The organism is Corallococcus sp. CA053C (genome assembly GCF_003611675.1).
Lineage (GTDB): Bacteria > Myxococcota > Myxococcia > Myxococcales > Myxococcaceae > Corallococcus.
Map to the genome: position 1 here is coordinate 1 of NZ_RAWA01000099.1, position 25,259 is coordinate 25,259.

General features: G+C 71.1%; 22 protein-coding genes. 19 read left to right on the top strand and 3 right to left on the bottom strand.

Annotated elements, in window-relative coordinates:
• The 17 genes from D7V97_RS15610 to D7V97_RS45920 form a co-directional block, all read left to right on the top strand.
• A partial coding sequence (locus D7V97_RS15610) for a phage major capsid protein (RefSeq protein ID WP_120611433.1) occupies window positions 1–1,147 on the top strand: 1,147 nt, incomplete at its 5' end.
• A gap of 35 nt (window positions 1,148–1,182) precedes the next feature.
• Window positions 1,183–1,617, top strand: a complete 435-nt coding sequence (locus D7V97_RS15615) for a hypothetical protein (protein ID WP_120611434.1) — start codon at window positions 1,183–1,185, stop codon at window positions 1,615–1,617.
• Window positions 1,618–1,703: 86 nt separating this feature from the next.
• The gene (locus D7V97_RS15620) at window positions 1,704–2,381 is read left to right on the top strand and encodes a hypothetical protein (protein WP_120611435.1); all 678 of its coding nucleotides are present in this window, start codon (window positions 1,704–1,706) and stop codon (window positions 2,379–2,381) included.
• On the top strand, window positions 2,378–2,701 hold the full coding sequence (locus D7V97_RS15625) for a hypothetical protein (RefSeq protein ID WP_120611436.1): 324 nt from the start codon (window positions 2,378–2,380) through the stop codon (window positions 2,699–2,701). The genes D7V97_RS15620 and D7V97_RS15625 overlap by 4 nt, the downstream gene beginning before the upstream one ends.
• Window positions 2,701–3,114, top strand: a complete 414-nt coding sequence (locus tag D7V97_RS15630; protein WP_120611437.1) for a minor capsid protein — start codon at window positions 2,701–2,703, stop codon at window positions 3,112–3,114. Before D7V97_RS15625 ends, D7V97_RS15630 begins: the two co-directional genes overlap by 1 nt.
• A 53-nt stretch (window positions 3,115–3,167) precedes the next feature.
• A complete protein-coding gene (locus D7V97_RS15635) occupies window positions 3,168–3,590 on the top strand; it encodes a hypothetical protein (protein WP_233582840.1) in 423 nt (140 codons plus the stop codon).
• A 14-nt stretch (window positions 3,591–3,604) separates the two neighbouring features.
• Window positions 3,605–4,063: a phage tail tube protein gene (locus D7V97_RS15640; protein WP_147444821.1), complete on the top strand. Its 459-nt coding sequence runs from the start codon at window positions 3,605–3,607 to the stop codon at window positions 4,061–4,063.
• 45 nt (window positions 4,064–4,108) lie between these two features.
• The gene (locus D7V97_RS15645; RefSeq protein ID WP_120611440.1) at window positions 4,109–4,603 is read left to right on the top strand and encodes a hypothetical protein; all 495 of its coding nucleotides are present in this window, start codon (window positions 4,109–4,111) and stop codon (window positions 4,601–4,603) included.
• 17 nt (window positions 4,604–4,620) lie between these two features.
• A complete protein-coding gene (locus tag D7V97_RS15650) occupies window positions 4,621–4,839 on the top strand; it encodes a hypothetical protein (protein WP_120611441.1) in 219 nt (72 codons plus the stop codon).
• A gap of 24 nt (window positions 4,840–4,863) precedes the next feature.
• On the top strand, window positions 4,864–7,662 hold the full coding sequence (locus tag D7V97_RS15655) for a hypothetical protein (RefSeq protein ID WP_147444822.1): 2,799 nt from the start codon (window positions 4,864–4,866) through the stop codon (window positions 7,660–7,662).
• 27 nt (window positions 7,663–7,689) lie between these two features.
• On the top strand, window positions 7,690–8,523 hold the full coding sequence (locus tag D7V97_RS15660) for a hypothetical protein (protein WP_120611443.1): 834 nt from the start codon (window positions 7,690–7,692) through the stop codon (window positions 8,521–8,523).
• Between the two features lies 1 nt (window position 8,524).
• Window positions 8,525–10,927 (top strand): fibronectin type III domain-containing protein, encoded by a 2,403-nt coding sequence (locus D7V97_RS15665; RefSeq protein WP_120611444.1) that lies wholly within the window; start codon window positions 8,525–8,527, stop codon window positions 10,925–10,927.
• Between the two features lie 235 nt (window positions 10,928–11,162).
• Window positions 11,163–11,399 (top strand): helix-turn-helix domain-containing protein, encoded by a 237-nt coding sequence (locus D7V97_RS15670; RefSeq protein WP_120611445.1) that lies wholly within the window; start codon window positions 11,163–11,165, stop codon window positions 11,397–11,399.
• A gap of 3 nt (window positions 11,400–11,402) precedes the next feature.
• The gene (locus tag D7V97_RS15675) at window positions 11,403–12,653 is read left to right on the top strand and encodes a tyrosine-type recombinase/integrase (protein ID WP_120611446.1); all 1,251 of its coding nucleotides are present in this window, start codon (window positions 11,403–11,405) and stop codon (window positions 12,651–12,653) included.
• A gap of 212 nt (window positions 12,654–12,865) precedes the next feature.
• On the top strand, window positions 12,866–13,765 hold the full coding sequence (locus tag D7V97_RS15680; RefSeq protein WP_120611447.1) for a hypothetical protein: 900 nt from the start codon (window positions 12,866–12,868) through the stop codon (window positions 13,763–13,765).
• Window positions 13,762–14,895 (top strand): hypothetical protein, encoded by a 1,134-nt coding sequence (locus D7V97_RS15685; protein WP_120611448.1) that lies wholly within the window; start codon window positions 13,762–13,764, stop codon window positions 14,893–14,895. Before D7V97_RS15680 ends, D7V97_RS15685 begins: the two co-directional genes overlap by 4 nt.
• Before the next feature lie 103 nt (window positions 14,896–14,998).
• Window positions 14,999–15,673, top strand: coding sequence for a hypothetical protein (locus D7V97_RS45920; protein ID WP_233582842.1), 675 nt, complete (start codon window positions 14,999–15,001; stop codon window positions 15,671–15,673).
• Window positions 15,674–15,675: 2 nt separating this feature from the next.
• Here D7V97_RS45920 and D7V97_RS15700 read toward each other — a convergent pair whose 3' ends face one another.
• Window positions 15,676–16,845 (bottom strand): alpha/beta fold hydrolase, encoded by a 1,170-nt coding sequence (locus D7V97_RS15700; protein WP_120611451.1) that lies wholly within the window; start codon window positions 16,843–16,845, stop codon window positions 15,676–15,678.
• Between the two features lie 244 nt (window positions 16,846–17,089).
• Between D7V97_RS15700 and D7V97_RS15705 the strand changes: the two genes are divergently transcribed.
• The gene (locus tag D7V97_RS15705) at window positions 17,090–17,917 is read left to right on the top strand and encodes a mechanosensitive ion channel family protein (RefSeq protein WP_120611452.1); all 828 of its coding nucleotides are present in this window, start codon (window positions 17,090–17,092) and stop codon (window positions 17,915–17,917) included.
• 10 nt (window positions 17,918–17,927) lie between these two features.
• On the opposite strand, the gene D7V97_RS15710 is transcribed toward D7V97_RS15705, so the two are convergent.
• Window positions 17,928–18,461, bottom strand: coding sequence for a thioredoxin domain-containing protein (locus tag D7V97_RS15710; RefSeq protein ID WP_120611453.1), 534 nt, complete (start codon window positions 18,459–18,461; stop codon window positions 17,928–17,930).
• Complete coding sequence (locus D7V97_RS15715) at window positions 18,458–18,961, bottom strand: redoxin domain-containing protein (protein ID WP_120611454.1); 504 nt, start codon at window positions 18,959–18,961, stop codon at window positions 18,458–18,460. Before D7V97_RS15715 ends, D7V97_RS15710 begins: the two co-directional genes overlap by 4 nt.
• Before the next feature lie 477 nt (window positions 18,962–19,438).
• Here D7V97_RS15715 and D7V97_RS15720 point away from each other — a divergent pair.
• Window positions 19,439–25,259: non-ribosomal peptide synthetase (locus D7V97_RS15720; protein WP_120611455.1), on the top strand; the 5,821-nt coding region annotated here is incomplete at its 3' end.

A 25,259-nucleotide genomic window follows, 5' to 3' on the forward strand; every position in this document is an offset into this window, starting at 1 on the left:
GCCCATCCCCGCCCACCTGCAGGCCGCCGTGGACCTCGCCGTCACCAAGGGCGTCGAGGCCGCGCTCGCCGCCCGCCCGAACAACCCGCAGGGTCCGGTCATCACCGACGTGCGGGACCTCCAGCTCGACCTCACCAAGGAGAACCGGCACGCGCGCCTGGCCGCCGGGCTCGGATTGAAGATGAAGATGGCGTACCTGAAGCAGGCGAAGCACTTCGGGCGCGGCAACGACGAGGCGTTTCAGAAGCTCGACGCCTTCCTCACCCGGGTGAAGGCGGCTGGCCAGTTCGCCAGCATCTTCGAGTCGGGTGGCGCCTTCACGCGTGAGACGGTCAGCTCGGAGATCGTGGAGCTCGCGCGGCCGAACTCCATCCTCCTGGCGGCCGGCATCCGGACCATCTCCGGCTACGGGGCCCGCCTCACGATGGGCACCATCGACGAAGGGGTGAAGGTGTACTGGGTCGCCGAGGGCGAGCCCGGAACCCCGTCGAGCGTGAAGGACGGCGCACTCGTGTTGACCGCGCACAAGCTCATGGCCCTCGCGCGGATCTCCAACGACCTGCTGCGGCTGAGCGCCATCGACGCCGCGGCGATCATCGGCGCGGACATGGCCGCCGCCATCGGGCTGGAGATCGACATCACCGGCTTCAAGGGCAAGGGCCCGAAGCGGCCGAGCGGCATCCGAAATCAGATGGACCAGGCCGCGCGGACGGCATCGGCGGGGACGACCGCCGCGAACAAGGTCGCGGACACCGACGGGGTCATGGGCTCGGTGGCCAAAGCCCAGATCCCCGGCGGCCTGAAGGCCAACAAGGGCTTCTACTACTCCTCGACGGATACCTTCCTGGCGCTCCGGCAGACCCGCGACAGCGCGGGATGGCTCTTCCCGGATCTGCGCTCCGGCGAGAACCCCACGCTGAACGGCTTCCCCTTCCACTACTCGGAGACGCTCGCGGATGACGAGGTGTTGGGCTTCGGCCTCGCCAACCAGCTCATCCTGGGCGAGGCGATGCCGCTGGAGACGGCCATGGGCGAGAACGGGACCGACTTCTCCGCGGACATGGTGACCATGCGCGGCATCACCGAGGTGGACTTCCTGCTGCGCTACCGCAAGGCGTTCGCCGAGAAGACGGGCGTCGCGTACTGAGCGGCTTCGCGCCGCAGAGAGAGAACGAGCAACCCATGATCCCCCAGAACGTGCATGTCGGCGCCTTCGTCTCGTGCGCCACCCAGGCCCTGGCGCCCGCCGCCCAGGTCGCCGGCACCCGCAGCGGCAGCGCCATCGATGTGTCCCAGTTCCAGTCCGGCGTGCTGGTGGCCAACATCGGCGCCACCAGCGGCACCCCCACCACGCTGAGCGTCACCTACTCGCTGGAGTCGAGCGCGAACGGGACCGACGGCTGGACCGCCGTGACGGACCTGGACGGCGTCGCCCTGGCGGTGCAGTCCACCGCCGCGTCCAAGGCTGTGGAGCTGGACTTCAGCCTCCAGTTCCTGAAGGCAGACCACGGCCACCTCCGGGTGAAGGAGGTGGTGGCCTTCACCGGCGGCACCGCGCCGACGCTCGTCACCGGCGTCACGCTGGTGCTGGGCGGTGGCCAGCGCCTGCCCGTCTAGCGCGGGCACGGACTCCCCCCTTCCCTGCCTGCCCGGGCCGGGGCGGCCTGCGCGCCGCCCCGGCCCTCTTTCTGCCCGAGGTACCCATGCCTTCCGCTGTGGACCTGCTCACCGCCGACCAGCTGCCCCCCAACGTCCGAGACGCGGTCGACGCCACCACGCTCGGCATGCTCATTACCGCCGCGTCCGAGGCCCTCGCCAGCTACGTGGGCTACCCGCTGCACCTGCGCACCGGCGTCGTGGAGTCCGTGGCGAGCCAGGGTGGGCGCTACCTCTTCCTGCGCTCCGGGGCCGTGCGCCAGGTGGAGCGCGTGGAGGTGTGCGGCGTCGAGGTGCCGCCCGCGCACTACCTGCTGGAGGTGGGCACCCTGGGCGTCAGCATGGGGCGCATCCTCTCGCGCGGCGCGCCCTGGCCCTTCACGGGGGAGTACTCCCCGGGCGTCTCGCCCACGCCGCTGCACGCGCACGACACCGGGGAGATCCTCGTCACCTTCACCGCGGGCTGGGTGACGCCGGGGCAGGCGGATTCCTCGCCGCCGCTGGAGGTGAACCTCCCCGCCGTCTTCGTGCTGGCGGCGCGCATCGTCGTCACCGCCTACAGCCACCGGGACGGCCAGGACTGGGACGTCACCAGCGAGAGCATCGGCGGCACCTCCATCGGCTACGGCGCGGACTCCATGCGCGGCGGCCGGCCCGCCATCCCCCTCGCCGCGCTCGCCCTCGTCGAGCGGTACCGGAAGCTCAAGCGCGGCGGTGTCGCGTGAGCCTCCTCGGCCACCGCTTCCGCCACCGCTTCGGCCTGGCCCAGCTGCTGTCCACCGACGCCCGCGGCGAGGAGGAGTACTCCGAGCCCACCACCCACGCCTGCCGGTACGAGGGCTCCGTCCGCCGCATCACCGCCGCGGACGGCACCGACGCCATCACCGAGGCCATCCTCTACACCGGCGTGGAGGTGAAGCCGGGGGACGCCATCTGGCTGCCGGGCACCACACCGGGCGACCTCAACACCCAGCGCCACCCATTGTTGGTGACGCCGCGCTTCGCCATCGGCGGGGCAATCGACCACTACGAGGTGGCCGTCTGATGGGCGCCGAGCTGCAGGACGTGGAGCTCCACGTGGCCCAGGTGCTGGAGGCCGCCGAGCTGGGCCTCACCATGACGCCCACGCCGCCCGCGCCGCCCAGCCTCTACACGGGCCCCTGGCCCCTCACCGCACCGCCCCAGGTGGTGGCCGTGCGCGAGGTGACGGGCGACGCACCCGAGGACTACATGGGCACGGGGCGCAGCTACCTCCAGCCGGACGTCCAGGTGCTGGTGCGCGGCCGCACCTACGCGGACGCCCAGGCCCTGGCCCGCCGGTGCTGGAGCGCGCTGCACCTGGCGGCCGTGCCCGGCTACGTCTCCTGCCGGGCGCAGGGTGCGCCCGCGTACATGGGCCCGGACGGCAAGGACATGCACCGCTTCGTCTTCACCGTCACGCTGGCCTACGCCGCCTGACGCGGGGCGGGCGGCCCTTCTTGAGGGGCATGCCCGTCCGCGTGAAGCTCGACATGCGCCCCCTCCTCCAGCTGCGCCAGCGCGCGCCCGAGGTGCTGCGCGAGTTGGACAAGCCGGGCCGTGCCACCGTCCGCCACGCACTGGACCTGTCGCAGTTCGACGTGCCGCGCGGGGACCGTGACGTCGAGTACGACGCGCACGGCAACGCGAAGCGCGAGGAACGCCCGCTCGCGGACACCGGCTTCATCGATGGGCCCGAGCACCACCTGGACCGGCGCCTCTCCACTACGTGGGTGGCCGGCTACGCGCACCACGCCGCTGGCGCGATCCACGAGGGCTTCCACTGGGGAGGCCAGATCATCAACCCGCCCCCTCACTTCCTGAAGAAGGCCTTCCGCCGCTCGCGTGCTGTCGGCCGCAAGGGCGTGAAGACAGCCATCGAGCAGGCGCTGAAGAAGCTGTTCCCCTCGCAGTAGTGAAAGGCATCGCCATGGCTGAACCGGACGTCCTCTACGCGCAGCACATCCACTTCACCCTCGCGCCCACGACCACGCTCGTGACCCTCGACGAGGCGGCGGCGGCCACCCCCCCCACCGATGCCACCGAACTGGACGGCATCATGGAGTGCTCCGTCTCCGCGGCGGCCGACAGCGTCGACACGAACTACATGGGCAGCGACGGATACAAGAGGAACGCGGCCACCCTCACCGCCCTGAGCATCAACGTCAGCGGCCACCGCATCAAGGACAACGCCGCGCAGAACGCGCTGGAGGGACAGCTCCGGGGCATCGGCTACCTGCACGTCATCCGGGACGCCGACGCGACCGCGGGCCAGCGCGGCAAGCGCTACAAGGTGCGCGTCATGTCCTTCGAGTCCGGGGGGCCGTCGTCCGACGTGGACAAGCTCACCGTCAGCCTCATCGGCCAGGGTGCCCCCGTCGCGGTGTAGCCGCCCCTTCCTCTCGTCACAGCCCTCACCTCGGAGAAGACAGACATGAGTGACACCAGCACCCCCAGCACGGAGACGTCCCTCATCATCACCCCCAGCACGGAGACGCCCCTCATCATCACCCCCAGCACGGAGACGCCCCTCATCATCACCCCCAGAAACCCTGGCGTGCTCAAGCACCGCCTGCTCGCGAAGAACCGCAAGGTACTCAAGCTGATCGACCTCTGCGGGGAGAAGGTGCACCTCTGCAAGCCCACGCAGGGCGACCGCGTGAAGGTGCTGGAGGACGCCAAGACGGCGGGCGAGATGGGTGAGGACGAGAAGCCTACGTCGCCGCGCAATGCCCTGCGCCTCGTGGCCCGCATCGCGGCGTGCGTGCTTTACGACCCGGCCAACGGCCAGCGCCTCTTCAGTGACGCGGACCTCGACAGCGTGGTGGACAGCGCCGTGTGGCTGGAGGACGTGCAGGAGGACGTGCAGGCGGCCTTCGCGCCGAACATGAAGGACGTCCGAAAAAACTCCGAGCCGACCCCGAGCTGAAGCTCCTCTTCGCGGTCGTGAAGCTCACTGGGCAGTCCCCGGACGAGGTGCGCGCCTGGGACCATGAGGACCTGCTGGGGCTCCTCGCCTACTGCGAGCTGGAGAACGAGGAGCTCAAGCAGCGCACCCAGCACCACCCCCGCCCTGCCGGCGCGTCCAGCCACGCGCCCGCCAGCGGCACCACCACCATCACCTACCGCTTCGCGCCCAAACCGTCGCCGAAGCCGAAGCGGTAGGCGGCACACCCCTGGAGTCCTGCCGTGGCCCTGAAGGTTGGAGACTTGTACGTCGCCGTCACCGCCAGCATCGGCGAGGCGGTGCAGTCCCTGGGCAAGCTGGCCAAGGAGGTGGAGAAGGTCGCCAAGGGGGTGAAGGAGGCGGCGGAGCCCATCGGCAAGGTGGGCGCCGTCATCGCCGCCGGCATCGGCGGCGCGGTGCTGGCCGCCTCGAAGTCCAACCAGCGCCTGGCCGCGGAGGTGGAGCACATCCAGGAGGTGCTCTTCACCTTCGCCTCCGAGGTGGGCGACCTCTTCACCCCGCTGGTGCGGCGCATCGGCGACTTCCTCTCCAACCTCACCGCCCACTTCCAGCGGATGAGTCCCGGGGTGAAGCGCTCCGCGGCGAGCGTCGCAGCCTGGGTGGCAGGCATTGGCCTGGGCGTCGGCGTCGTGGGGAAGCTGGCCGCCACGGTGGAGGGCCTGTCGAAGGGCGTCAGCCTCGCGATGCAGGCGACGAAGGCCATGCTGCCCGTCATCGCGAAACTGGGCCCGGTGCTCAATGGGGTGGGCCCGGCCGCCTCGTCGGCGTGGCAGGCGCTGCAGGCCATGAAGAACGTGGACGTCGGCGCCTCCCTGTCCAAGATGTGGGTGAGCTTCAAGGGGATGCTGCCCACCATGGAAGGGATCAAGGGGGGGCTCGGCAGCCTGGGCAAGTCCATGGTGGACTTCGCCAAGTCCACGCCCTCCCTGCTCTCCAGCGTCGGCAAGATGCTGATGAGCTTCGGCGCGGCCGCCATCCCCATCCTCGCGGTGGCCGCTGCAATCACAGCCATCGTCCTCCTGGCAGGCGTCCTCTACAAGAACTGGGGCGACATCAAGCTCATCGCGGGCGAGGCGTGGGACGCGATGGGTGAGTCCGTCGCCCGGATGATGGGAGGGTTGGGCGACGTCGCCGACAAGCTGACGGGCATCTTCGTCGCGGCCTTCGATGCCATCAGCTCCACCATCAAGGGCATCGTGGACCGGGCCCTCGCCTTCGTCGCCTTCCTCGTCTCTGGCTCCGCGAAGGTGCTCAAGCCCATCGCCCATGCAGCCAGGATGGGCGATACCGAGAAGGCCCTCGCCTCTCTAGAAAAGGTGACGGGGAAGGACATCGGAGAGGGGATTGAGAAGGCTTTCGACAGCGGCGTGGGTGCAATGGCCGAAGCCCAGGCGCGGCTGAGTGCGGCGAAGGCAGCGCTGACGGCGGGCGTCACCGCCACCGTCGCGGACGCGGCGAAGGCCGCTGCGCGCGGCGTTGCTGTCGTCAAGGACGTTGCGGGCCTCGGACTGAGCGACGCCATGACGGGCGTCAAGATGATGATGGCCGACATCAGCAGCGCCTCGGGCCTCGACGGCCTGAATGACCGCTTGGCGCAAGCCGTCGGCTGGGTCAACGGCAAGGACGAGGCACGCATCCGCCAGCCGGGGGACATGGGCGCCACGCTCCGGCAGAAGGGGTACGACCAGCTCCAGTCCTACGCGGACGAGGACTCGAAGCGCGAGGCCGACCGCGCGACAGAGGCGGACACGGCGCGCGCGGCGAAGTCGCTCTCGGACCTGGCCGACGAGGCGGACCGCGCGAAGGACGAACTGGACTTCAACCGCGACACCTCGGACGACGCTCGGCAGGAGGCCGCCGATGCCGCGCGCGCGGAGATGGAGCGCGCCCAGGAGTCCTTCGGCGCCATCTGGGAGGACACCCAGCGCTTCGCGGAGGACGCGAAGGCGGCCATGGCAGCGGCGCGGGCGGACCTCATCAGCGGCTTCCTCGGCCGCATGGGCGAGCTCGGCAGCATCATCGACAGCGCGAAGAAGGGATTCGAGGCGGGCGGCATCTGGGGCGCCCTCTTCGCCGCCATCGGCGAACTGCTCATGGGCAGCGAGCAGATGGCGACCATCATCGACATGTTCAACGGCATCATCGGCCAGCTGAAGGACCTCTTCGGCACGGCGGCCACCGGCCTGGAGCCCATCGTCGGGGCCATCGGCTACCTGGTGAACGTCATCATCGACTTCCTCACGCCCGTGATGGAGCAGATGGGGCACGCCATGGAGTCCATCGCCCCCATCATCGTCCTGGTGGGCGTCTTCCTGAAGATGCTCGCGCCGGCCTTCGAGCTCGTCGGCAAGGCCACCAGCTGGCTCCTGGAGAACGTCCTCAAGGGACTCTTTGAAGTCCTGCGCTACGTCGGCCTCGGCATCCTGTATGTGATTAAGGGCTTGGCGTCGGCGTGGAATGGCATCATCAGCGCCATCCAGTGGGTGTTCAAGAAGCTCGGCGACATCAGCATCCTCGGCGCGCACCCGCTCGGCTTCCTCAAGGGGTGGGCGAAGTCGATGGAGTCCGCGAAGGTGGACACGGAGTCCCTGGCCCGGAGCATCCAGGAGCTGGAGGGCCTCACCTGGGACGCGGCCATGGCGAAGGCCAATGAGACAGCCGAGGTGCTGAAGAACCGGGACGCGCTCGCGGACGTGAACGAGGCGCTCACCAACGTGCCGGACCTGTGGAAGGTGGCGCTGCGCCGCTTCGACGCACAGGACGAGCAGGACGGGCCCAACACGTCCTCCGGGAGCACGCCCCCGCCGGCGAGCCAGCCGCCCCCGTCCCCTACGGGCGGAGGAGAGGTGTCCGCCCCCGAGTCGCCGCAGGCTGCCCCGTTCAGCTTCTTCTTCAACATCGCCGGCTACGACATCCAGGAGGCCATGACCGAGGCGCAGGCGAACGCCGCGGACATCCTCCGGCGCTTCGGCATCCGCATGTTCGGCACGGCCGCCCCCGTCTCCGGCCGGTACGCGTAGCGCCCGGGGCAGCCCTTCTTCAGGGGCATGCCCTATCTCACCCTCAGCGGCATCGAGGTGCTCTGCTCCACCGCGAAGGGGCTCACCCAGAAGCCGACGCTGCTCGGCCCCCGCGTGAGGACCTTCAGCGGCTGGGCGATGAGCGGTACCCGGGCCCGCGTCTACGCCTGGGCTGGCGGCACACCGCCCCTGCCGATGGCCGAGGCGCAGGCCTTCCGCCGCCTCCTCGACGGTGACGGCCACAGCTGGGCGTTCGCGCACGCCACGGTCAACGCCTTCACGTCCAGCAAGGGCGCGACCCCGTCCCTCCTCACCGGCGTGCCCCAGGCGGGCACGGGCATCACGGGACGGTGGGGACTGGGCGCCCTGTTCCTCAACCCGGCCGAGGCCGTGTCCTGGGCCATCGGCGCGCGCGCTGACGGCACGGTGGGTCTCTGGGCTCGCAGCAGCGTCACCGGCAACGCCTGGACCCATGTGGTGGCGCGCCTCGGCCCGGACGTCCTCTACGTCAACGGCTCCGAGCTGGGCATCGTGGACGACATGGACGGGGAGTTGGGGCTGGAAGTCACCGTCGCCGGGGGCACGCTGAAGGTGCTCTCCACGCGCACCGACGTCACGGTGAGCGACCTCGTCTACCTGCCCTACACCGTGCCTGATGGGTGGGTGTCGCAGTGGGCCGCGGCGACGGCGCCCTTCGGGCCGCTGCCGTACCACCGTGCCGACGGCACCGGGCTCGCCGAGGCCTGCCGCGTCCTGGGCCAGGCGGGCGATGCGTCGGCGGTGGAGTACGACCAGGACGGCGCGCGGGTGCAGGGCCAGTACCTGGACTTCGAGTTGTGGCAGCAGCCGGAGGGCACCTGACATGCGCACCCTTTCCACCGCCGAGTTGGCCGTCGTCACCTGCGCCGCGGGCTTCGCCTCACACGTGCGCGTGCTGGTGCAGCGTGGCTTCACGTGGACGGACCTCTCCACGCTGCTGCCCGGGGACTACCTGCTGGGCGTCTCCTGGTCGGACAGCACCGACGCGCCCGTGGGGGAGGCCACCGTCTCCGTGGTGCGCAACGGCCCGGACGGCGCGCGCCTCTCGCTGGCGCCGATGGTGGTGGGCAGCTTCCTCAACACGGTGGACGGCGCCTACGTGCCCCTGCTGCGCGAGGGCGCGTACTTCCGGGTGGAGGTGGCCACGGTGCCGCTGGACACGCGCCTCGCGGACGTGCCCGCGGGCGCGTGGCGCGAGGTGTGGCGCGGCCGCGTCGACGAGGTGGACGCGGGCGGGGACGAGCTGCGCCTCGTCGGGCGCGACCTGGGCGGGCTGCTGCAGGACACCTGGGCCGAGGTGGAGCGCCCCTATGGCAGCACCGCCGGCACGCCCGTGCAGTCCGTCATCCAGTCCCTCCTCAACGACAACGGCATGGCCGCGTTCGGCCTCTACACGCCGGTGGATCCGAGCAGCGTGCGCGGGCCCTACGTGCAGCAGCGCGAGCCCCTCCTCGACGCGGTGCGCGTCCTAGCGGAGCAGATTGGCTGGGACGTGCGCATGCGCTGGCGCCAGGACACCAGCGCCTTCGCGCTCACGCTCTGGAGTCCGGACCGGCTGACGGACACGCCCGTCGCCACCTTCGGGCCCACCAACGTCCTGGAACTGGGCGAGCTCAAGCGCAGCCTGGAGCACGTGCGCAACGTGGTGGAGGTGGTGTACTCGGACAAGGCGGAGAAGGACGCCACCGGCGCGAAGAAGCGCAAGACGGTGACGGCCACCAACCCCACCAGCATCGCGCTGTACGGGCGCCGGTGGATGCAGGTGGCCGAGGGCGCGTCGTCCCTCATCGACACCACCGCAGAGGCGCAGCGCCTGGCGGACGCGGCCATCGCGGACCTCTCCGAGTCGGCGCTCAACCTGTCGCTGACGCTGCCGGGGATCCACTGGTACCTGGAGTCGGCGGACCTCGTGGAGGTGCTGCCGGACGGCGTGCACTTCGACACGCCCCAGCGCCTGGGAATCCTCTCCGTGGAGCACGAGTGCGCGTCCAGCGGCGAGGCCCGGACGAAGCTCCAACTGCAGGGCCGCCCCAGCACCAGCCGCGCCGTCTGGGCGGAGAAGGACGCACGCCCGGGCGTGGCAGCCAGCGCGCCCTTCACGGGCCCCTCGGCGCCGGCGGGGCTGACGGTGACGAACACCGTCAACGGCTTCGCCCTCTCCTGGACACCCGCGTCGACGGGCGCGGCGTGGGACGCGTACGAGCTGCACGTCAGCAGCACGCCCGCCTTCGTCCCGTCCCAGGCGACGTTCCGGGCCAACAGCCGGGCCACCCGCTTCGACGTCCAGGACCTGGTGGCCGGCCGCGCGTACTACGCCAAGGTGATTCCGCGCGACGTGAAGGGCAACGCAGGCCCGGCCAGCGCCGAGGTGACGCTCGCGCCCAGGTACGTGGCGCCGGCCATGCTCGCGCCCAACGTGACGTGGGCCGTCCTCCCGCTCAACGCGGACTTCGAGGCGCTCAGCGATCCCAACGCACCGCCCGACGGCTGGGGCCTCTCCCCCGGCACCTGGGGCGTGGATGCCTTCGACACCACCACCAGCGTCTTCTCCGGCATCCGCTCCGTGCGCCTCGCCCCGACGTTGGTGGCCACGCTCCTGGGGAGTCAGGCCTTCGTCGTCCGTCCGGGAGACCTGCTGTTCCCCTCGGCCCTGGTGACCAAGGGCTCCGAGCCCGTGAACGCCGCGCACCTGGGCATCCTGCTCATCCGCTGGCTGACCGCGACATTCGGATTCATTGATGCGGTCGTCGTGGACCAGGTGCAGGTGCCCTCCGGGTCGTGGCAGGAGCTCGGGCGCGGGATCTCGGTGGTGGCGCCCTTCGGCGCGCGGTACGCGCAGCTCTTCGTCGGCAAGTCCAACCCGCTCGCGTACACCCTCTACGTGGACTCCGCGCGGGTGGCATGGCAGCCCCGTTCCCAGGACTACCAGCAGGCGTCGATGATTGCCGCCTCCGGGTGGGTCGGCGTCGGGGCCCCACGCAATCCCAACTACTACAAGAACAGCGCGGGAGATGTCGTCCTCGGCGGAGCCATGAAGAGCGGCGCCATGGGGAGCGCCGCCTTCAACCTGCCGCCCGGCTACCGCCCGCTCAACGAGCAGCGCCTGGGGGTAGACAGCGGCGTCTACGGCCGCGTGCGCATCACGTCCGACGGGAACGTCACCCCCATCTCCGGCAGCTCGACGGAGTTCAACCTCGATGGCGTGCGCTTCCGGGCGGAGGCTTGAGGCGCACGGCTGGAGCGCGCAGGCGTTCAGCGCGGGTCCGGTGCGCTTCTGTGAAGCCGTGGACTGGAACCCGCCCCAGCCCCCCGCGCGTCCACCGCCGGAATTGAGATACAGCTTGCTACAAAGCAACGGGCACGGATGCGCTAAGTTGACACTTGTATTGCGTCTGTATATACGTTTTTTGCTTTACAGATCAGCTCACGATGACGCATATGGGTGCAGGTGGAGCTAGCCCATGGGAGTCGGAGCAATGCGCGACAACATGAAGCAGGACGGCGGGTCGCAGGCGGAGGGGCATGTGGCCCCGGGGTACTGGACGGTGGAGCAGGCGGCCAAGTACCTGCAGGTGTCGAAGTCCTGGTTGTACCGGCAGACGGAAGCGGGGCTGGTGCCCGTCGTGCGCATGGGCCGGAGTCTGCGCTACCGGAAGGCGGACCTGGATGCCTGGGCCGCCGCGCAGAGGGCTGCCTGATTCATGGGGTACGCATACCGGCGCGGAAAGTCCTGGTACATCGGCTACAGGGATGAGCGCGGTAAGCCCTCTCAGCAAGCCACCGAGGCGCGCACACGAACCGAGGCCCAGCGCCTGGCGGACGAGTTGGAGGCGCGGTGCGAGCGCGTGCGCCTTGGCCTTGAAGCGCCACTGAAGCCCGACGTGCCCTTCCGGGAGGCTGTTCGGGAGTACCTGGCCAGCCTGCCGGTGGAGTACCGCAGCAAACCGCACCTCGAGTCCCGCTTCCGCACCCGAATCCTGCCGCACCTGGGCGGCGTGCTGGTGCGGCAGATGACGGCCGCGGATGTGCAACGCATGCTGGCTGCCAACGCGGATGCCTCCCCGCAGACGCGTGAGCACCTGCGCGTAGCGGTCCAGGGCTGCTATTCGTGGCTCGTGGAGTCCGCGGGCACCGCCACGGAGAACCCAGGCGCCGCGGTGAGCAAAGTGCGGATCCCGAAGCGTACGCCCAAGTTCCTCCGGGCGGAGGACGTGCCCAGGCTGCTGGCGGCGGTGCCCGAGGAGTACCGGGCCCTCTTCGCGCTGGCAGTAGGCATCGGGCCCCGGAAAGGCGAACTGCTCGGCCTGCAGTGGGCGGACGTCGACCTTGACCGGAGGCTGGTGACCCTGCACCGCAGCTACGACCACGACACCACCAAGGGAGGCCGGGCCCGGACGGTGCCCCTGCCGGACTGGTTGCTGCCGGTTCTGCGCGAGCTCGCGAAGACCGCCCGCAGCCGGTGGGTGTTCCCCCGGCCCGATGGGCAGATGCGCACGAAGGACACGCGCCTGCAGCTGATCATGCGGACGGCCCTCTCCGCCGCTGGGCTGGTGGAAGGCTTCGACCACCGCTGCGTCACACGCGGTACGCGCAAGGGGTGCGACTACCAGGAGCGGCGGGCCGACAACGCCCGTGTGCCGTGCCCGAAGTGTGCCCGGCAGCTCTGGCCCACGGCGGTACCGCTTCCCCTGTCCTTCAAGGACCTGCGCTCTACCTTCGGGACGTGGGCTTACGCCCACACAGGCGACATTCGCTTCGTGCAGGTGGTGCTGGGGCACCGGGATGTCCGCGTCACGGAAGAGCGCTACTCCCACGTGCTGGACGCCCACCTGCACACGCAGGCGAACCTGGTGCGCATGGGCATGGGCCCTGTCAGTGGGCTGCAAGCAACGGGGGGCGAAATGGGGCGACCCCTGAGCACGGAAGGCAAGGACGTGGGGGACAGAACCTGAGGGAATCCCACGGGATGCGAGACGGGGCGACGTCCGGCTAAGCCGCGCGTCGGCCTCCGGAGCCAAAGGCCGCAGGTTCGAATCCTGCATCGCGCGCAGAGACAAAGGCCCGGAATCATTGGGGAAACCCACTGATTCCGGGCCTTCTGTCGTTTCAGGGGTCGCCCAGTTGGCCCGGTGGCGGAACCCCTTTCGCGCTAGAAGCAGCGCCCATGCGAATCCTCTCTCCAGCCCTGCTGGGCATGACGCTGGTCGCCGTGGGGTGCTCGTCCTCCAACGAAGTCCTGGTGCCGCCGGACGAACCGACCGTGGAGCGCGGCCCCGTGACCATCGCGGTGGACGGGGACCCCAATGGCCTCTGGTGGGATGCGGCGAGCGCGACCCTCTTCATGGCCGACGACGAGAACAACCGCGTGCTGCGCTACCGCGATGGCGAGGGCATCTCGCTGGTCGCGGACCTGCCCGCCGCGCCCGCCAACGGGCCGGGCCTGGGCGCGCTGGCGCGGCTCGCGGATGGCACGCTGGTGGTGGTGCGCTTCGGCGGTGGCACCGCGGGCGACGTGGTCTACGTCCGGCCGGATGGAACCTCCGCGAAGGTGCCCAACCTGCTGCCCGAGCGCCGCCGCATCGGCATCACCGTCACGGCGGACGGGCAACTGCTGGACGGCTACTTCGTGCGCAACAACAACGTCAACGTGGGCAGTGTGGCCAGGCTCACCCTGGACGGCACCGAGCAGGAAGTCGTGGGCGCGATGCAGAAGCCGGTGGGCGTGCTCGCGGTGGGCGACACGCTGTTCATCTCCGACCAGCTCGCGGGCAAGGTGTACCGGGCGCCGCTGTCCGCGCCGTCACAGCTGGTGCCCTTCGCCACGCTGTCCATGCCGGACCTGCTGGCCACCGGCCCCGGCGACACGCTGCTCACAGGCAGCCGCGACGGCACCGTGCTGAGCATCACCTCCGCGGGCGAGGTGAGCGTGCTGGCCGGGGGCTTCCAGCAGCCGCACGGCCTGGCCTACGACGCGAAGAACAAGCGCCTCTTCGTGGCGGACCATGACGGGACGCCCGCCGACGGCACCACCCACACCCTGCGCATCCTCCCCATCGACGGATGAACCGCCCGCTCACGCTCGCCGCCCTGGCCCTGCTGTCCGCGTCGGGGGCTGGCGCGGAAGGACCGAGAATCACCCCCACGCTCGTGGGCGAGGTGGACTACCGCGTCCATGCGGACGACATCGAAGGCCATGACGGCTTCTCGCTCGCGCGATTCCGGCTGGGCGCGCGGGGAGAGCCCGTGTCGTGGCTCGCCGCCGTGGGCACCGTGGAGTGGGCGCAGGAGAAGCCCGCGCTGCTCGACGCGTACGTGGACCTGTTCGTCATCAGCGGCGTGCGCCTGTCGCTGGGCTACGCGAAGACACCGCTGTTCCCCGCCGCGCGCGACCAGAGCATCGAAACGCTGCCCGTGCCGGAGCTGCCCCTGGTGACGCAGGCCTTCTGGCCCCGCCGCGACCTGGGCCTGGAAGCGCAGTGGACGCCCACGTCGCTGCCCCTGGAAGGGTGGCTGCGCGTGGGCAACGGCTCCGGCAGCCCGCTGGGCAATGACAACGCCTCGCCCTCCGTGGACGCGCGCCTGGACGTGCACCACGGCGGCGTGCGCGTGGGCGCGGGCGCGCACGTGGAGGACGCATTCGACCGGCCCGGCATCGGAGGGCTGCTCCCGCAGGGATTCCTCTTCTACCGACCGCCCCCCGTGTCCGGCTACCGCACCGTCACGGAGGCGCACGGCCGGCTCGACGCGGGCCCTGTGCGCGTGGACGTGCAGGCGGCGGCCGCGTGGGAGCACCGCTCGCGGGACACGGATGGCAACCCGGCCACGCCCCGCGAATCGCTGCCCCTGCTGCGCAGCCAGGGCCTGGGCGTGGAGGCTTCGTGGGTGCTGCGGGGCAGGCCTCGCGAGAACAACCAGTGGCCCCAGGCGCTCGCGGGCGTGGGCTCGGAGGGCATCCCCTCCGGCTCGCTGGAACTGGCCGCGCGCCTGGAGCGGCTGTGGCTGGGACGCGGCGCGGCGGATGTCGTCGCCGGGGGTGCGACGGGCGGCGCGCTGACCTTCCGCTGGTGGGTCACCAGCTTCCTGGGCGTGGGCGTCGCAGGCTACGTCAACCACTACGACACCCCACCCGTGGAGGAGCCCACGCGGGACTGGACGTACCTGGCGCTGCTGCGCACGACGGTCAGCCTGCATTGATTGAGGGTGGCCCACCGTCACGCATGGCGCCACGTGATGGCTCCTTCACAGAGGGGCCACCCGCCAGACCGGACTTCCGGCCGCGATGAGCTACACCGGGGGCATGAGCCGAGCCTCCCTCCTGTGCGCCTGTCTTCTCGCCACCTGCCTGGCCTGTACGGACGCGCCCCGTACGCCCCCCGTGGCCAGCCCGTCCAGGGCAGGAGCGGGCCTCCCCACCACGCCCGCCACGCCCGTCGCGGACAGGGTCGATGCCGGCTCATCCGTGGACGCGGGAGCGCTGGCTTCCACCGAGGCTGGAGCGGCGGCGGCGACCTGCTCCGCTCGCAAGCTGAGCCCCGTGCCGAAGCCGACCGCGAAGCCCCTGCCCCCGGCGGTGGCGTCCATGCGCGAGCGCATCATCGCGGCCGCGGTGGCCTGTGACTACGCGGCGCTCGCGAAGCTCGCGGACGAGAAGGGCCAGGGCGTGCGCTTCTCCTTCGGCCCCGACGAGGACCCGGCGGCCTACTGGCGCAGCGTGGAAGAGCACGAAACCACACCGCAGCCCGTGATGGCGCGGCTGGTCCAGGTCCTCAACCTGCCCTTCTACGAACAGGACAACCTCATGCTCTGGCCCACGGCCTTCCGCGAGGGCGCCACCGACGCGGACTTTCGGGCCCTGAAGGACCTCTATCCGCCCGGGGAACTCAAGGCGATGCGCAAGGAGAAGAGCTACCTGGGCCTGCGCGTCGGCATCTCCCTGGATGGAGACTGGCAGCTCGCCGTCGCAGGGGACTGACGTCAGTCGCCGATGAGGAACCGTGCGATGGCCGCCTGGACCTCCTCGTCGGCCATCATCCCCACGTGGTCGGCCTGCGTCTCCAGCCGGTCCACGTGGAGGGGCTGCGGCGGTAGCGCTCGGGCCGCGAGCACCGAGCCGTCGCCGTCCGCGAGGATGGGGTCCTCGAACGTGGGCTGGCCCTTGATGATCCGGAAGGAGCGGATCAACGGATGCCCCACGCCCACCACCGCCAGGGTGCGGAAGGGCGGCGGCGGTTCGTCGTTCTCCGCGAGCGTCCGCGCGAACCCGGCGCGCGCGTCCAGCATGCGCTCCAGCTGCTCGCGATACGCGGGCTCGGTGCGCAGGCCCGCGTCCTGGAACACGCCCCACCCTCCGTCGACCCACGCTCCCGGCGCGTACGCGTCGAAGCTCACCGGCTGACCGCTCGCGTCCACGAAGAAGTCGCTCTGCGCGGGGAGCAGCTGGAACGCGGAGGCGAAGGTGAACAGCGCCTCCGGCGACAGCAGCGCCCGGTTGCGCCCCACCTGCGTGCCCAGCGTGAAGTCGTCGAACATGCCCGGCGCACCCCGGAAGGGCGTGCCCAGGAACACCACGCGCTTCACGTACCGCGCGCCCGCCCACGTGGGTTCGCCCGTGTCGTCGCCGGTGCCGTAGCGCAGGCAGTGCAGCGTGATGAGCCCGCCCATGCTGTGCGCCACCAGGTTCACCTTCACGTTCCCACCGCGGGCCGCGGCGAGCTCCTCCAACAGCGTGCACAGCCGCTTCGCGCTCTCGCGGTTGTCCTGGCGCCAGTCGTAGTCGAACACGACGAAGCCCGGCAGGTGCTCGCGCCCGAATTCCAGGAAGCCCTTGTACACGTCGTAGCGCGCCACCCACGGCAGCACCGTGAAGCGCGTCACCGGCCCGTCGGGGGTGAGCGCTCCGTAACGCGGTGCCGGCTTCTGGCCGGGAAACGGCAGGGCCAGCGAGCGATCCCCGCGCGACAGCACGTCGCCCACCGACACCCAGGCCCGCTCCTGCTCCTGCTCCTTGTCCGCCGTGGTGAGGAACGACCCCCGGTAGCCGTGGACGAACACGGTCACCTCATTGCCCGTGGGCGGAGGCACCGAGACGCGGGAGGCGGTGCAGGCGCTCAACAACATCAGGACCGGGAGGGAGGACAGGCGCATGGAGGCCCCCGGTCTCGCTCAGCACCGCGGTTCGCGCAAGGGCTCCCTGACCCGCGCCTCCGGGCCCCGCTGACGCGTCAGGGAGCCCGGTGGCGTGTCAAACCCCGGGCTGACACGGCATGGGAGGTCCGGCGCGCCCTCCCCCACCCGGGACTGCCCTTCGGGGCCGGGGGCTTGCCTGCCATGGCCTGACCCGTGCAAAAGCGAGGCGCGCCCCGGTCGGGGTCAAGGGAGTTCACGGAAAATGGATGCCATTGTCGTTCAATTGAAGTCACTGGCCCTGACGGAAGCGTTGCCGCTGCTGATCAAGGCGGTGGGGGCGCTGTTCGTCTGGTTCCTCGGGCGCACCGTCATCGGTGGCTTCCGCAAGGTGCTGGACATGGCCCTGCAGCGGCGACACCTGGACGCCACGCTGATCCGCTACGTCGGGTCGCTCTTCACCGGCTCCCTCACCCTGCTCCTGATGATCGGCATCCTGGGGCTGATGGGGGTGGAGACCACCTCCTTCGCCGCCCTGCTCGCCGCGGCGGGCATCGCCATTGGCGCCGCGTGGGCCGGGTTGCTCGCCAACTTCGCCGCGGGCGTCTTCCTGCTCGTGCTGCGCCCCTTCCGCGTGGGGGATGAGATCTCCGCCGCGGGCGTCGTGGGCGTCGTGCAGGAGATTGGCCTGTTCGCCACCACGCTCGACACGGGCGACAACCTGCGCATCTCCGTGGGCAACAACCAGCTGTTCGGCGGCAACATCATCAACTACAGCCACCACCCGCACCGCAAGCTGACGGTCAAGGTGCCCCTGTTCCACGGCGCCGCGGATCTCCGGCTGCTCATGCGGGCCTTCGTGGAGCGCGTGACCGTGGTGCCCGGCGTCCAGGAGCAGCCCGCGGCCTCCGTGGAGGTGGCGGAGTTCACCCTCCACGGGCCGGTGCTGGCGGTGTGCGTCCACTGCAAGCCCACCCAGTTCAATGCGGTGCAGGCAGACGTCTGCGAGGCCGTCGCGGAGCTGCTCCAGGCCGCGGGCTACGCCGCCCCTCCTGCCCAGTTCGTGCCCGCGCCGACCGCGAAGGCAGGCTGAGCGTCCCGCCTCAGCGTGTCAGGCCGGCCCCTCCCGTCAGCGCTTCCAGGAGCGCATCGGCGTTGAAGGGGCCGTCGTGCCGGTGCCCATTGGGGAAGAAGGTCGGCGTTCCGTTCACGCCCGTGCGCGCGCCGTCCATGAAGTCCCTCCGGATTCGCTCCTCGAACCGGTGCGAGTCCAGGTCCTCGCGGAAGCGATCCACGTCCAGCTCCAGCGCCTCCGCGTGGGACAGCAACATGGGCAGCTCCAGCCGATCCTGGTGCTCGTAGAGCAGGTCGTGCATGGGCCAGAAGCGGCCCTGCGCGGCCGCGGCCTCGGCGGCCTCCGCGGCCTGCAGGGCCAGCGGGTGGGCCTGCGTCAGCGGGAAGTTGCGGAACACGAAGCCCAGCCGCGCGCCCAGGGTCTGTTGCAGCCGCTTCACCTCCCAGTACGCCTGCCCGCAGTAGGGGCACTGGTAGTCGCCGTACTCCACCAGGATGACGGGCGCGTCGCGCGGGCCCTCGAAGTGGTCGTCCGGGCCCGGGGGCCTCCGCAGCCGGCTCATGACCGCACCTCCCGCGTGGACAGCGACTCCAGCGCGGCGAGCACGCCGTCCACGCCGGGGTTCACCTCCGGAGGCGACACCTGCCCCCAGGCGATCCTCCCGTCCCCATCCACCACGTAGAGCGCGCGTTCGCAGACGCCCTCCGACTCCCGCCACGCGTGGTAGCGCCGCGACACCTCCCCCTTCGGGTGGAAGTCCGCGAGCAATGGGAAGCGCAGCTTCCGCTCGCGCGCGAACGCCAGGTGCGACCACACGCTGTCCACCGACACGCCGAACACCCGCGCGCCATGCCGCTGAAGCTCGGGGAGCAGCTCGTTGAAGAGGGCGAGCTCGTCGCTGCACACCGGGCTGAAGTCCGCCGGGTAGAAGACGAGCACCACGGGCGAACCCGCGCAGTCCGCCAGCGACACCGACTGCTCCGGTGTGGCGGCGAGCTGGAATGCAGGGGCCCGCGTGCCGGAAGGCAACGGCAGGGACAGGGACGGCATGACTGGGGGCATGGAAGGAGTCCTCGCTGCCGTGAATCTGGGAGGGGCATCCGGCCCCCGCCAACCCACCGCCAACCAGCGCTCGACCCATGGCCCCGGCAGCGACCCGAGGAGGCATCGGCCTGTCCCAGGCTCGCCAGGTCAGGCCCCACCCAGGGCATGCCTGTTCAGCGTTCGAGGGGGCGATCCGGCGGGCGGGCTTCGCTCGGGAGGACATCCGACGTCCTTCCCTCCCTGCCTTCAGGGAACCAGAGCAATCCGGCAAATGCCTGGATTCATTCGGGCAGGCCTCGGGACGCCCCCATGACAGGCCGCTTGCTGGCGGAATAATCTAACCACCGTGAATTTGACCCACCCTCGCGCCTCTCCCGGGAGAGCGGCGCAGGGCGTCAAACCGGCAAGTGAAGCAGGTCGGAGTTCTCGCGAGAGCCACCACGGGCCCGGGTGGCGTTCGCGCGCGATGGCGTCCCCGAGTGCGGAGTACATGAGATGAGCAACGAGCTGTCGAAGCGGATCGCGAACCTCTCACCGGAAAAACGCGCGGAGCTTTTGAAGAAGATGGCCGCGCAGAAGGCGGCCCCGGGAAACACGGTCCGCGGCCTCATCCCGCTCCAGGACCGCTCGCGCCCGCTGCCGCTGTCGTTCGCGCAGCAGCGACTGTGGTTCATTGATCAGCTCGCGCCGGGCAGCCCGCTCTACAACGTGCCCATGGCGGTGCGCCTGCAGGGCGTGCTGGACGTGGCCGTGCTGGAGCGCGCGCTGCGCGAGGTGGTGCGCCGGCACGAGGTACTGCGCACCACGTTCCGTGAAGACGCCCACGGGCCCGTGCAGGTGATTGCTCCGGAGCCGGTGCTCACGCTGGAGCAGCGTGAACTCACGGGCGCGACGCCGCACGAAGCGTGGCGCCTGGCGCGCGAAGCGGCGGCCCGGCCCTTCGACCTAGCCCGGGGTCCGCTGCTGCGCGCACTGCTGCTGACGTCCGGGCCAACGGAGCACCTGCTCGTGGTGGTGCTGCACCACATCATCTCCGACGGCTGGTCGATGACGCTGCTGGTGCGCGAGGTGGCGCTGCTCTACGGCGCGTTCGCGCGCGGAGTGCCCGCGGCCCTGCCGGAGCTGGGCGTGCAGTACGCCGACTTCGGCGTGTGGCAGCGCGAGTGGCTCCAGGGCCCGCGCCTGGAGAAGCAACTCGGTTACTGGAAGCAGCAGCTGGCCGGAGTGCCCACCGCACTGGAGCTGCCCACCGACCATCCCCGCCCCGCGATCCGCGATGGCCGGGGAGCCCGACACGATGTGCACCTGCCGCGCGAGCTGATGGACGCGATGAAGACGCTGGCGCAGCAGGAAGGCGCCTCGCTCTTCATGGTGCTGCTGACGGGTTGGCAGGTGCTGCTGTCGCGGTACGCGGGCCAGGAGGACGTGACGGTGGGCTCGCCGATGGCGGGCCGGACGCGCGGGGAGGTGGAGGGGCTCATCGGCCTGTTCGTGAACACGCAGGTGCTGCGCACGCAGGTGGAGGGCAGCGCGTCCTTCCGCGCGCTCCTGCGTCAGGTGCGGGAGACGGTGCTCGCGGCCCAGGAGCATCAGGACCTGCCCTTCGAGCGGCTCGTGGAGGAGCTGCGTCCGGAGCGCACCCAGGGGCGCACGCCGTTCTTCCAGGTGATGCTCACGCTCCAGGCGTCCTTCCGCGGTGCGACCACCGTGGAGGGCGTGAAGCTGGAGGCGCTGGAGCTCGACACGCACACGTCGAAGTTCGACCTGCTGCTCCAGGTGCTGGAGACGGAGCAGGGCCTCAAGGGCTTCCTCGAGTACGACACCGACCTCTACACCGCGCCCACCGTGGCGCGCATGACGGAGCACCTGCGCGTGCTGCTGGAGGGCGCCGTCGCCCATCCGCGGGACGCGGTGTCGCGGCTGCCGCTGCTGACCGACGCCGAGCGCCAGCAGGTGCTGTTCGACTGGCAGCCTGCCCGTCCCGCCCCGCTGCCGTGGGGCTCGCAGCACGGCGCCTTCGAGGCGCAGGCGGACCTCACGCCGGACGCGGTCGCCGTCGTCTTCGGTGAGCAGTCGCTCACGTACGCGGAGCTGGAGGCACGGGCCTCGCGGCTGGCGCGGCACCTGCGCCGCCTGGGCGTGGGGACCGAGGTGCGGGTGGGCCTGTGCGTGGAGCGCTCGCACGAGATGCTGGTGGCGGTGCTCGCCGTGTTGAAGGCCGGAGGCACCTACGTGCCGTTGGATCCGGCGTTCCCGGCGGATCGCCTGGCGTACATGGTGGAGAGCAGCGGCATGCCGGTGCTGGTGTCGCAGCGCTCGCTGTCCTCCGTCCTGCCCCCGCACTCCGCGCGCGTGGTGCTGCTGGACGGGGACGCGGAGGCCATCGCGGCGGAGGACGGCTCGCCGCTGCGCGAGGCCGTGCCACCGGAGGCCGTGGCGTACGTGCTCTACACGTCCGGCTCCACGGGGCGCCCCAAGGGCGTGCAGGTGCCGCACGGCGCGGTGGCGCGCTTCCTCGCGGCCCTGCGGGAGACGACGGGCCTGTCCGCGAAGGACGTGCTGGTGGCCGTCACCACGCTGTCGTTCGACATCGCGGTGCTGGAGCTGCTCCTGCCGCTGTCGGTGGGAGGACGGGTCGTCATCGCGTCGCGCGACATCGCGGTGGACGGCGCGAGGCTCGCGACCCTGCTCCAGCAGCGCGGCGCCACGGTGCTCCAGGCCACGCCCAGCACCTGGCGGCTCCTGTTGGAGGCGGGCTGGGAGGACCGGGGGCTGACGGCGCTCACGGGCGGCGAGGCCCTGCCGCGCGAGCTGGCCGAGTCCCTGCTCCAGCGCTGCGGCGTGCTGTGGAACGTGTACGGCCCCACGGAGACGACGGTGTGGTCCACCGCGCACGCGGTGAAGACGGGCACGGGCAGCGTGCCCATTGGCCGGCCCATCTCCGGCACCCAGGTGTACGTGCTGGACAGCGGGCTGCACCCGGTGCCGCGCGGCGTGCCGGGCGAGCTGTTCATCGGCGGCGAGGGCGTCACGCGCGGCTACCTCCACCGGCCGGACCAGACGGCGGAGCGCTTCATCCCGGACGCGTACGGCGGCGTGCCGGGCGGCCGCGTGTACCGCACCGGCGACCGCGTGCGCTGGGCCGCGAACGGGGTGCTGGAGTACCTCAACCGCGTCGACAACCAGGTGAAGCTGCGCGGCTACCGCATCGAGCTGGGTGAAATCGAAGCGGTGCTGAGCCAGGCCCCGGGCGTGCGCGACGCCGCCGTGGTGGTGCGAGGCACCGCGGCCGACGCGCGCCTCGTGGGCTACGTGGTGCCCCGGCCCGGCCAGACGCTGGAGGCGCAGGCCCTGCGGACGCTCCTGAAGGAGCGGCTGCCCGACTACATGGTGCCGTCCGCGCTGGTGGTGCTGGACGCGATGCCGCTGACGCCCAACGGGAAGGTGGACCGCAAGGCCCTGCCCTCCCCGGACCTGGCCACCGAGGCGGCGCGCGAGTTCGTCGCCCCCCGCACACCGCTGGAGCAGCAGGTCGCGGAGCTCTACGCCTCGCTGCTGAACGTGCCGCGCGTGGGCGCCACCGACGGGTTCTTCGAGCTGGGCGGCCACTCGCTGCTGGCCACGCGGCTGACGTCGCGCCTGCGCACGGCGTTCCAGGTGGACCTCCCCCTGCAGGCCCTGTTCGAGGCGCCCACGGTGGCGGCGCTCGCGGCGCGCATCGCGGCGTCGAGCCAGGATCCCCGCGTCGCCGCGCCGCCGCCCATCGTGCCGGTGTCGCGCACGCAGCAGCTGCCCACGTCCCTGGCGCAGCAGCGGATGTGGCTGCTGGAGCAGCTCGCGCCCGGTTCCGCGGCGTACAACATGCCCTTCTCGCTGCGGCTGACGGGAGCGCTGAGCCTGGAGGCCCTGCGCCGCGCGCTGGAGCTGGTGGTGCACCGGCACGAGGTGCTGCGCACCACCTTCCAAGCGGGCGTGAACGAGCCCGTGCAGATCATCGCGCCGCCCGCGCCGCTGATGCTGTCGGTGGTGGACCTGCGCGCCCTCTCCCTGGAGGAGCGCGAGGCCGAGGTGAAGCGCCGCACCGAGGTGGAGGTGCGGCACCCGTTCGACCTGGCCGCGGGCCCGCTCCTGCGCGCGTCAGCGCTGGTGCTGGACACGCACGAGCACCTGGTGCTGCTCACGATCCACCACACCGTCTTCGACGGCTGGTCCATGAGCGTGCTGATGCGCGAGCTGTCGGAGGCCTACGGGGCCCTCGTCGCGGGGGCGCAGCCCGTCCTGCCGGAGCTGCCGTTCCAGTACGCGGACTTCGCCGCGTGGCAGCGCCAGTGGCTGTCAGGAGAGGAGCTGGAGCGACAGACGACCTGGTGGAGCCAGCAGCTCCACGGGATGCCGTTGGGGCTGGAGCTGCCCACGGACCGTCCGCGCGTGCCGCGCGCGTCGCATCCGGGCGCGCTGTTGCCGGTCGCGCTGCCGCTGGAGTTGACCCGGGCCGTGGAGGCGCTCTGCATGCGCGAGGGCATCACGCCCTTCATGTTCCTGCTCGCCGCGCTCCAGGTGTTGCTCGGACGCTACGCGGGCCAGGACGATGTGAGCGTCGGCTCCTCCGTGGCGGGCCGCGACGACGCCGCGATGGAGGGGCTGCTGGGCCTCTTCATCAACACGCTCGTGCTGCGCACGCGGATGGACGGCGAGCCCACCGTGCGGGAGCTGCTGGGTCGCGTTCGCACGACGACGCTGGGCGTGCTCGCCCACCCCTACCTGCCCTTCGAGCGGCTCCAGGCGCTGCGCGATCTGCGCCAGGCGCCGCTGTTCAACGTGCTGTTCCTGATGCAGAACATCCCGGAGGTGGACCTCTCGCTGGCGGGCGTGAAGGTGCGGCTGGAGGAGCGCATGGGCGCCTCCGCCAAGTTCGACCTGACGCTCTCCCTCAGCCGGAGCGAGCAGGGCTTCACGGGCGAGTTGGAGTACGCCACCGACCTCTTCGACACCTCCACCGTCGCGCGGATGATGCGGCACCTGCGGCTGCTCGTGGAGGGCTTCGTGGCCGCGCCGGACCGCCGCGTGTCCTCGCTGGCGCTGCTCGCGGGGGATGAGCGCCAGCAGGTGCTCGTGGAGTGGAATGCGACGCGCGCGCCCTTCCCGGAGGCGTGCATGCACTCGCTCTTCGAGGCCCAGGCGCGCCGCGCGCCGGACGCGCTCGCCGCCGTCTTCGAAGGGACGCGCCTGACGTACGCGGAGCTGGATGCGCGCGCCAACCAACTCGCGCACGCCCTGCGCCGCCGGGGCGTCCGGCCCGAGGTGCGGGTCGCCCTCAGCGTGGAGCGCTCGCTGGACATCGTCATCGGCCTGCTTGGCATCCTCAAGGCCGGTGGTGCCTGGGTGCCCGTGGATCCGCTGCTGCCGAGGGAGCGCCTGGCCTTCATGCTGGAGGACAGCGGCGCCGAGGTGCTCGTCACCCAGCGCGTGCTGGTGGAGCGCTTCCCGCAGGCACACCAGGCCCGCGCCCTCTGCCTGGACTCCGAGCGCGAGGCCCTGGCGGGAGAGCCGGTTGATGCGCCGTGGACGGGCGTGACACCCGCGCACCTGGCGTACCTGCTCTATACCTCTGGCAGCACCGGCACGCCCAAGGGCACCGCCGTGGAGCACCGCAGCGTCGCCAACCTCGTCACGCACGAGGCGGTGGCCTATGGCATCGGACCGGGCAGTCGCGTGTTGCAGTTCGCGAGCCTCAGCTTCGACCTCTCCGTGGAGGAGATTTTCACCACCCTCTGCAACGGCGCCACGTTGGTGCTGGCACCGCTGGACAAGTTGATGCCGGGCGCGCCGCTGCCCGTGCTGCTGCGCGAGCAGGGCCTCACCGTCATCAGCCTGACGCCCGCCGCGCTCGCGGCCACACCTTCGGACGGACTGCCCGAAGTGCGCACCGTCATCTCCGGCGGAGAAGCCCTGCCCGCGGATGTCGTCGCACGTTGGGCCCCGGGCCGCCGCCTCCTCAACACGTACGGCCCCACCGAAGCCACGGTGGTGGCGACGCTCGGCGAGGTGGTGGCGGATGGAGACGTGCCGTCCATTGGCCGGCCGCTGGCGAACGTGCGCGCCTACGTGTTGGACCCGCGCGGTGAGCCCGTGCCGGTGGGCGTGCGGGGCGAGCTCTACGTGGGTGGCGTCGGCGTGGCGCGGGGCTATGCGGGCCGCGCGGGCCTCACGGCCGAGCGCTTCGTGCCGGATGCCTTCTCGGCAGAGGCAGGCGCCCGGCTGTACCGCACGGGCGACGTGGTGCGCTGGCGCCAGGACGGGACGCTGGAGTTTGTCG

Excerpts from the sequence above, each read along its gene's own strand:
- D7V97_RS15665 (WP_120611444.1), top strand. The coding sequence starts at position 8,525 with ATGCGCACCCTTTCCACCGCCGAGTTGGCCGTCGTCACCTGCGCCGCG.
- D7V97_RS15675 (WP_120611446.1), top strand. The coding sequence starts at position 11,403 with ATGGGGTACGCATACCGGCGCGGAAAGTCCTGGTACATCGGCTACAGG.
- D7V97_RS15640 (WP_147444821.1), top strand. The coding sequence starts at position 3,605 with ATGGCTGAACCGGACGTCCTCTACGCGCAGCACATCCACTTCACCCTC.
- D7V97_RS15645 (WP_120611440.1), top strand. The coding sequence starts at position 4,109 with ATGAGTGACACCAGCACCCCCAGCACGGAGACGTCCCTCATCATCACC.
- D7V97_RS15705 (WP_120611452.1), top strand. The coding sequence starts at position 17,090 with ATGGATGCCATTGTCGTTCAATTGAAGTCACTGGCCCTGACGGAAGCG.
- D7V97_RS15635 (WP_233582840.1), top strand. The coding sequence starts at position 3,168 with ATGCGCCCCCTCCTCCAGCTGCGCCAGCGCGCGCCCGAGGTGCTGCGC.
- D7V97_RS15615 (WP_120611434.1), top strand. The coding sequence starts at position 1,183 with ATGATCCCCCAGAACGTGCATGTCGGCGCCTTCGTCTCGTGCGCCACC.
- D7V97_RS15680 (WP_120611447.1), top strand. The coding sequence starts at position 12,866 with ATGCGAATCCTCTCTCCAGCCCTGCTGGGCATGACGCTGGTCGCCGTG.
- D7V97_RS15620 (WP_120611435.1), top strand. The coding sequence starts at position 1,704 with ATGCCTTCCGCTGTGGACCTGCTCACCGCCGACCAGCTGCCCCCCAAC.
- D7V97_RS15700 (WP_120611451.1), bottom strand. The coding sequence starts at position 16,845 with ATGCGCCTGTCCTCCCTCCCGGTCCTGATGTTGTTGAGCGCCTGCACC.
- D7V97_RS45920 (WP_233582842.1), top strand. The coding sequence starts at position 14,999 with ATGAGCCGAGCCTCCCTCCTGTGCGCCTGTCTTCTCGCCACCTGCCTG.
- D7V97_RS15715 (WP_120611454.1), bottom strand. The coding sequence starts at position 18,961 with ATGCCCCCAGTCATGCCGTCCCTGTCCCTGCCGTTGCCTTCCGGCACG.
- D7V97_RS15685 (WP_120611448.1), top strand. The coding sequence starts at position 13,762 with ATGAACCGCCCGCTCACGCTCGCCGCCCTGGCCCTGCTGTCCGCGTCG.
- D7V97_RS15710 (WP_120611453.1), bottom strand. The coding sequence starts at position 18,461 with ATGAGCCGGCTGCGGAGGCCCCCGGGCCCGGACGACCACTTCGAGGGC.
- D7V97_RS15630 (WP_120611437.1), top strand. The coding sequence starts at position 2,701 with ATGGGCGCCGAGCTGCAGGACGTGGAGCTCCACGTGGCCCAGGTGCTG.
- D7V97_RS15660 (WP_120611443.1), top strand. The coding sequence starts at position 7,690 with ATGCCCTATCTCACCCTCAGCGGCATCGAGGTGCTCTGCTCCACCGCG.
- D7V97_RS15670 (WP_120611445.1), top strand. The coding sequence starts at position 11,163 with ATGGGAGTCGGAGCAATGCGCGACAACATGAAGCAGGACGGCGGGTCG.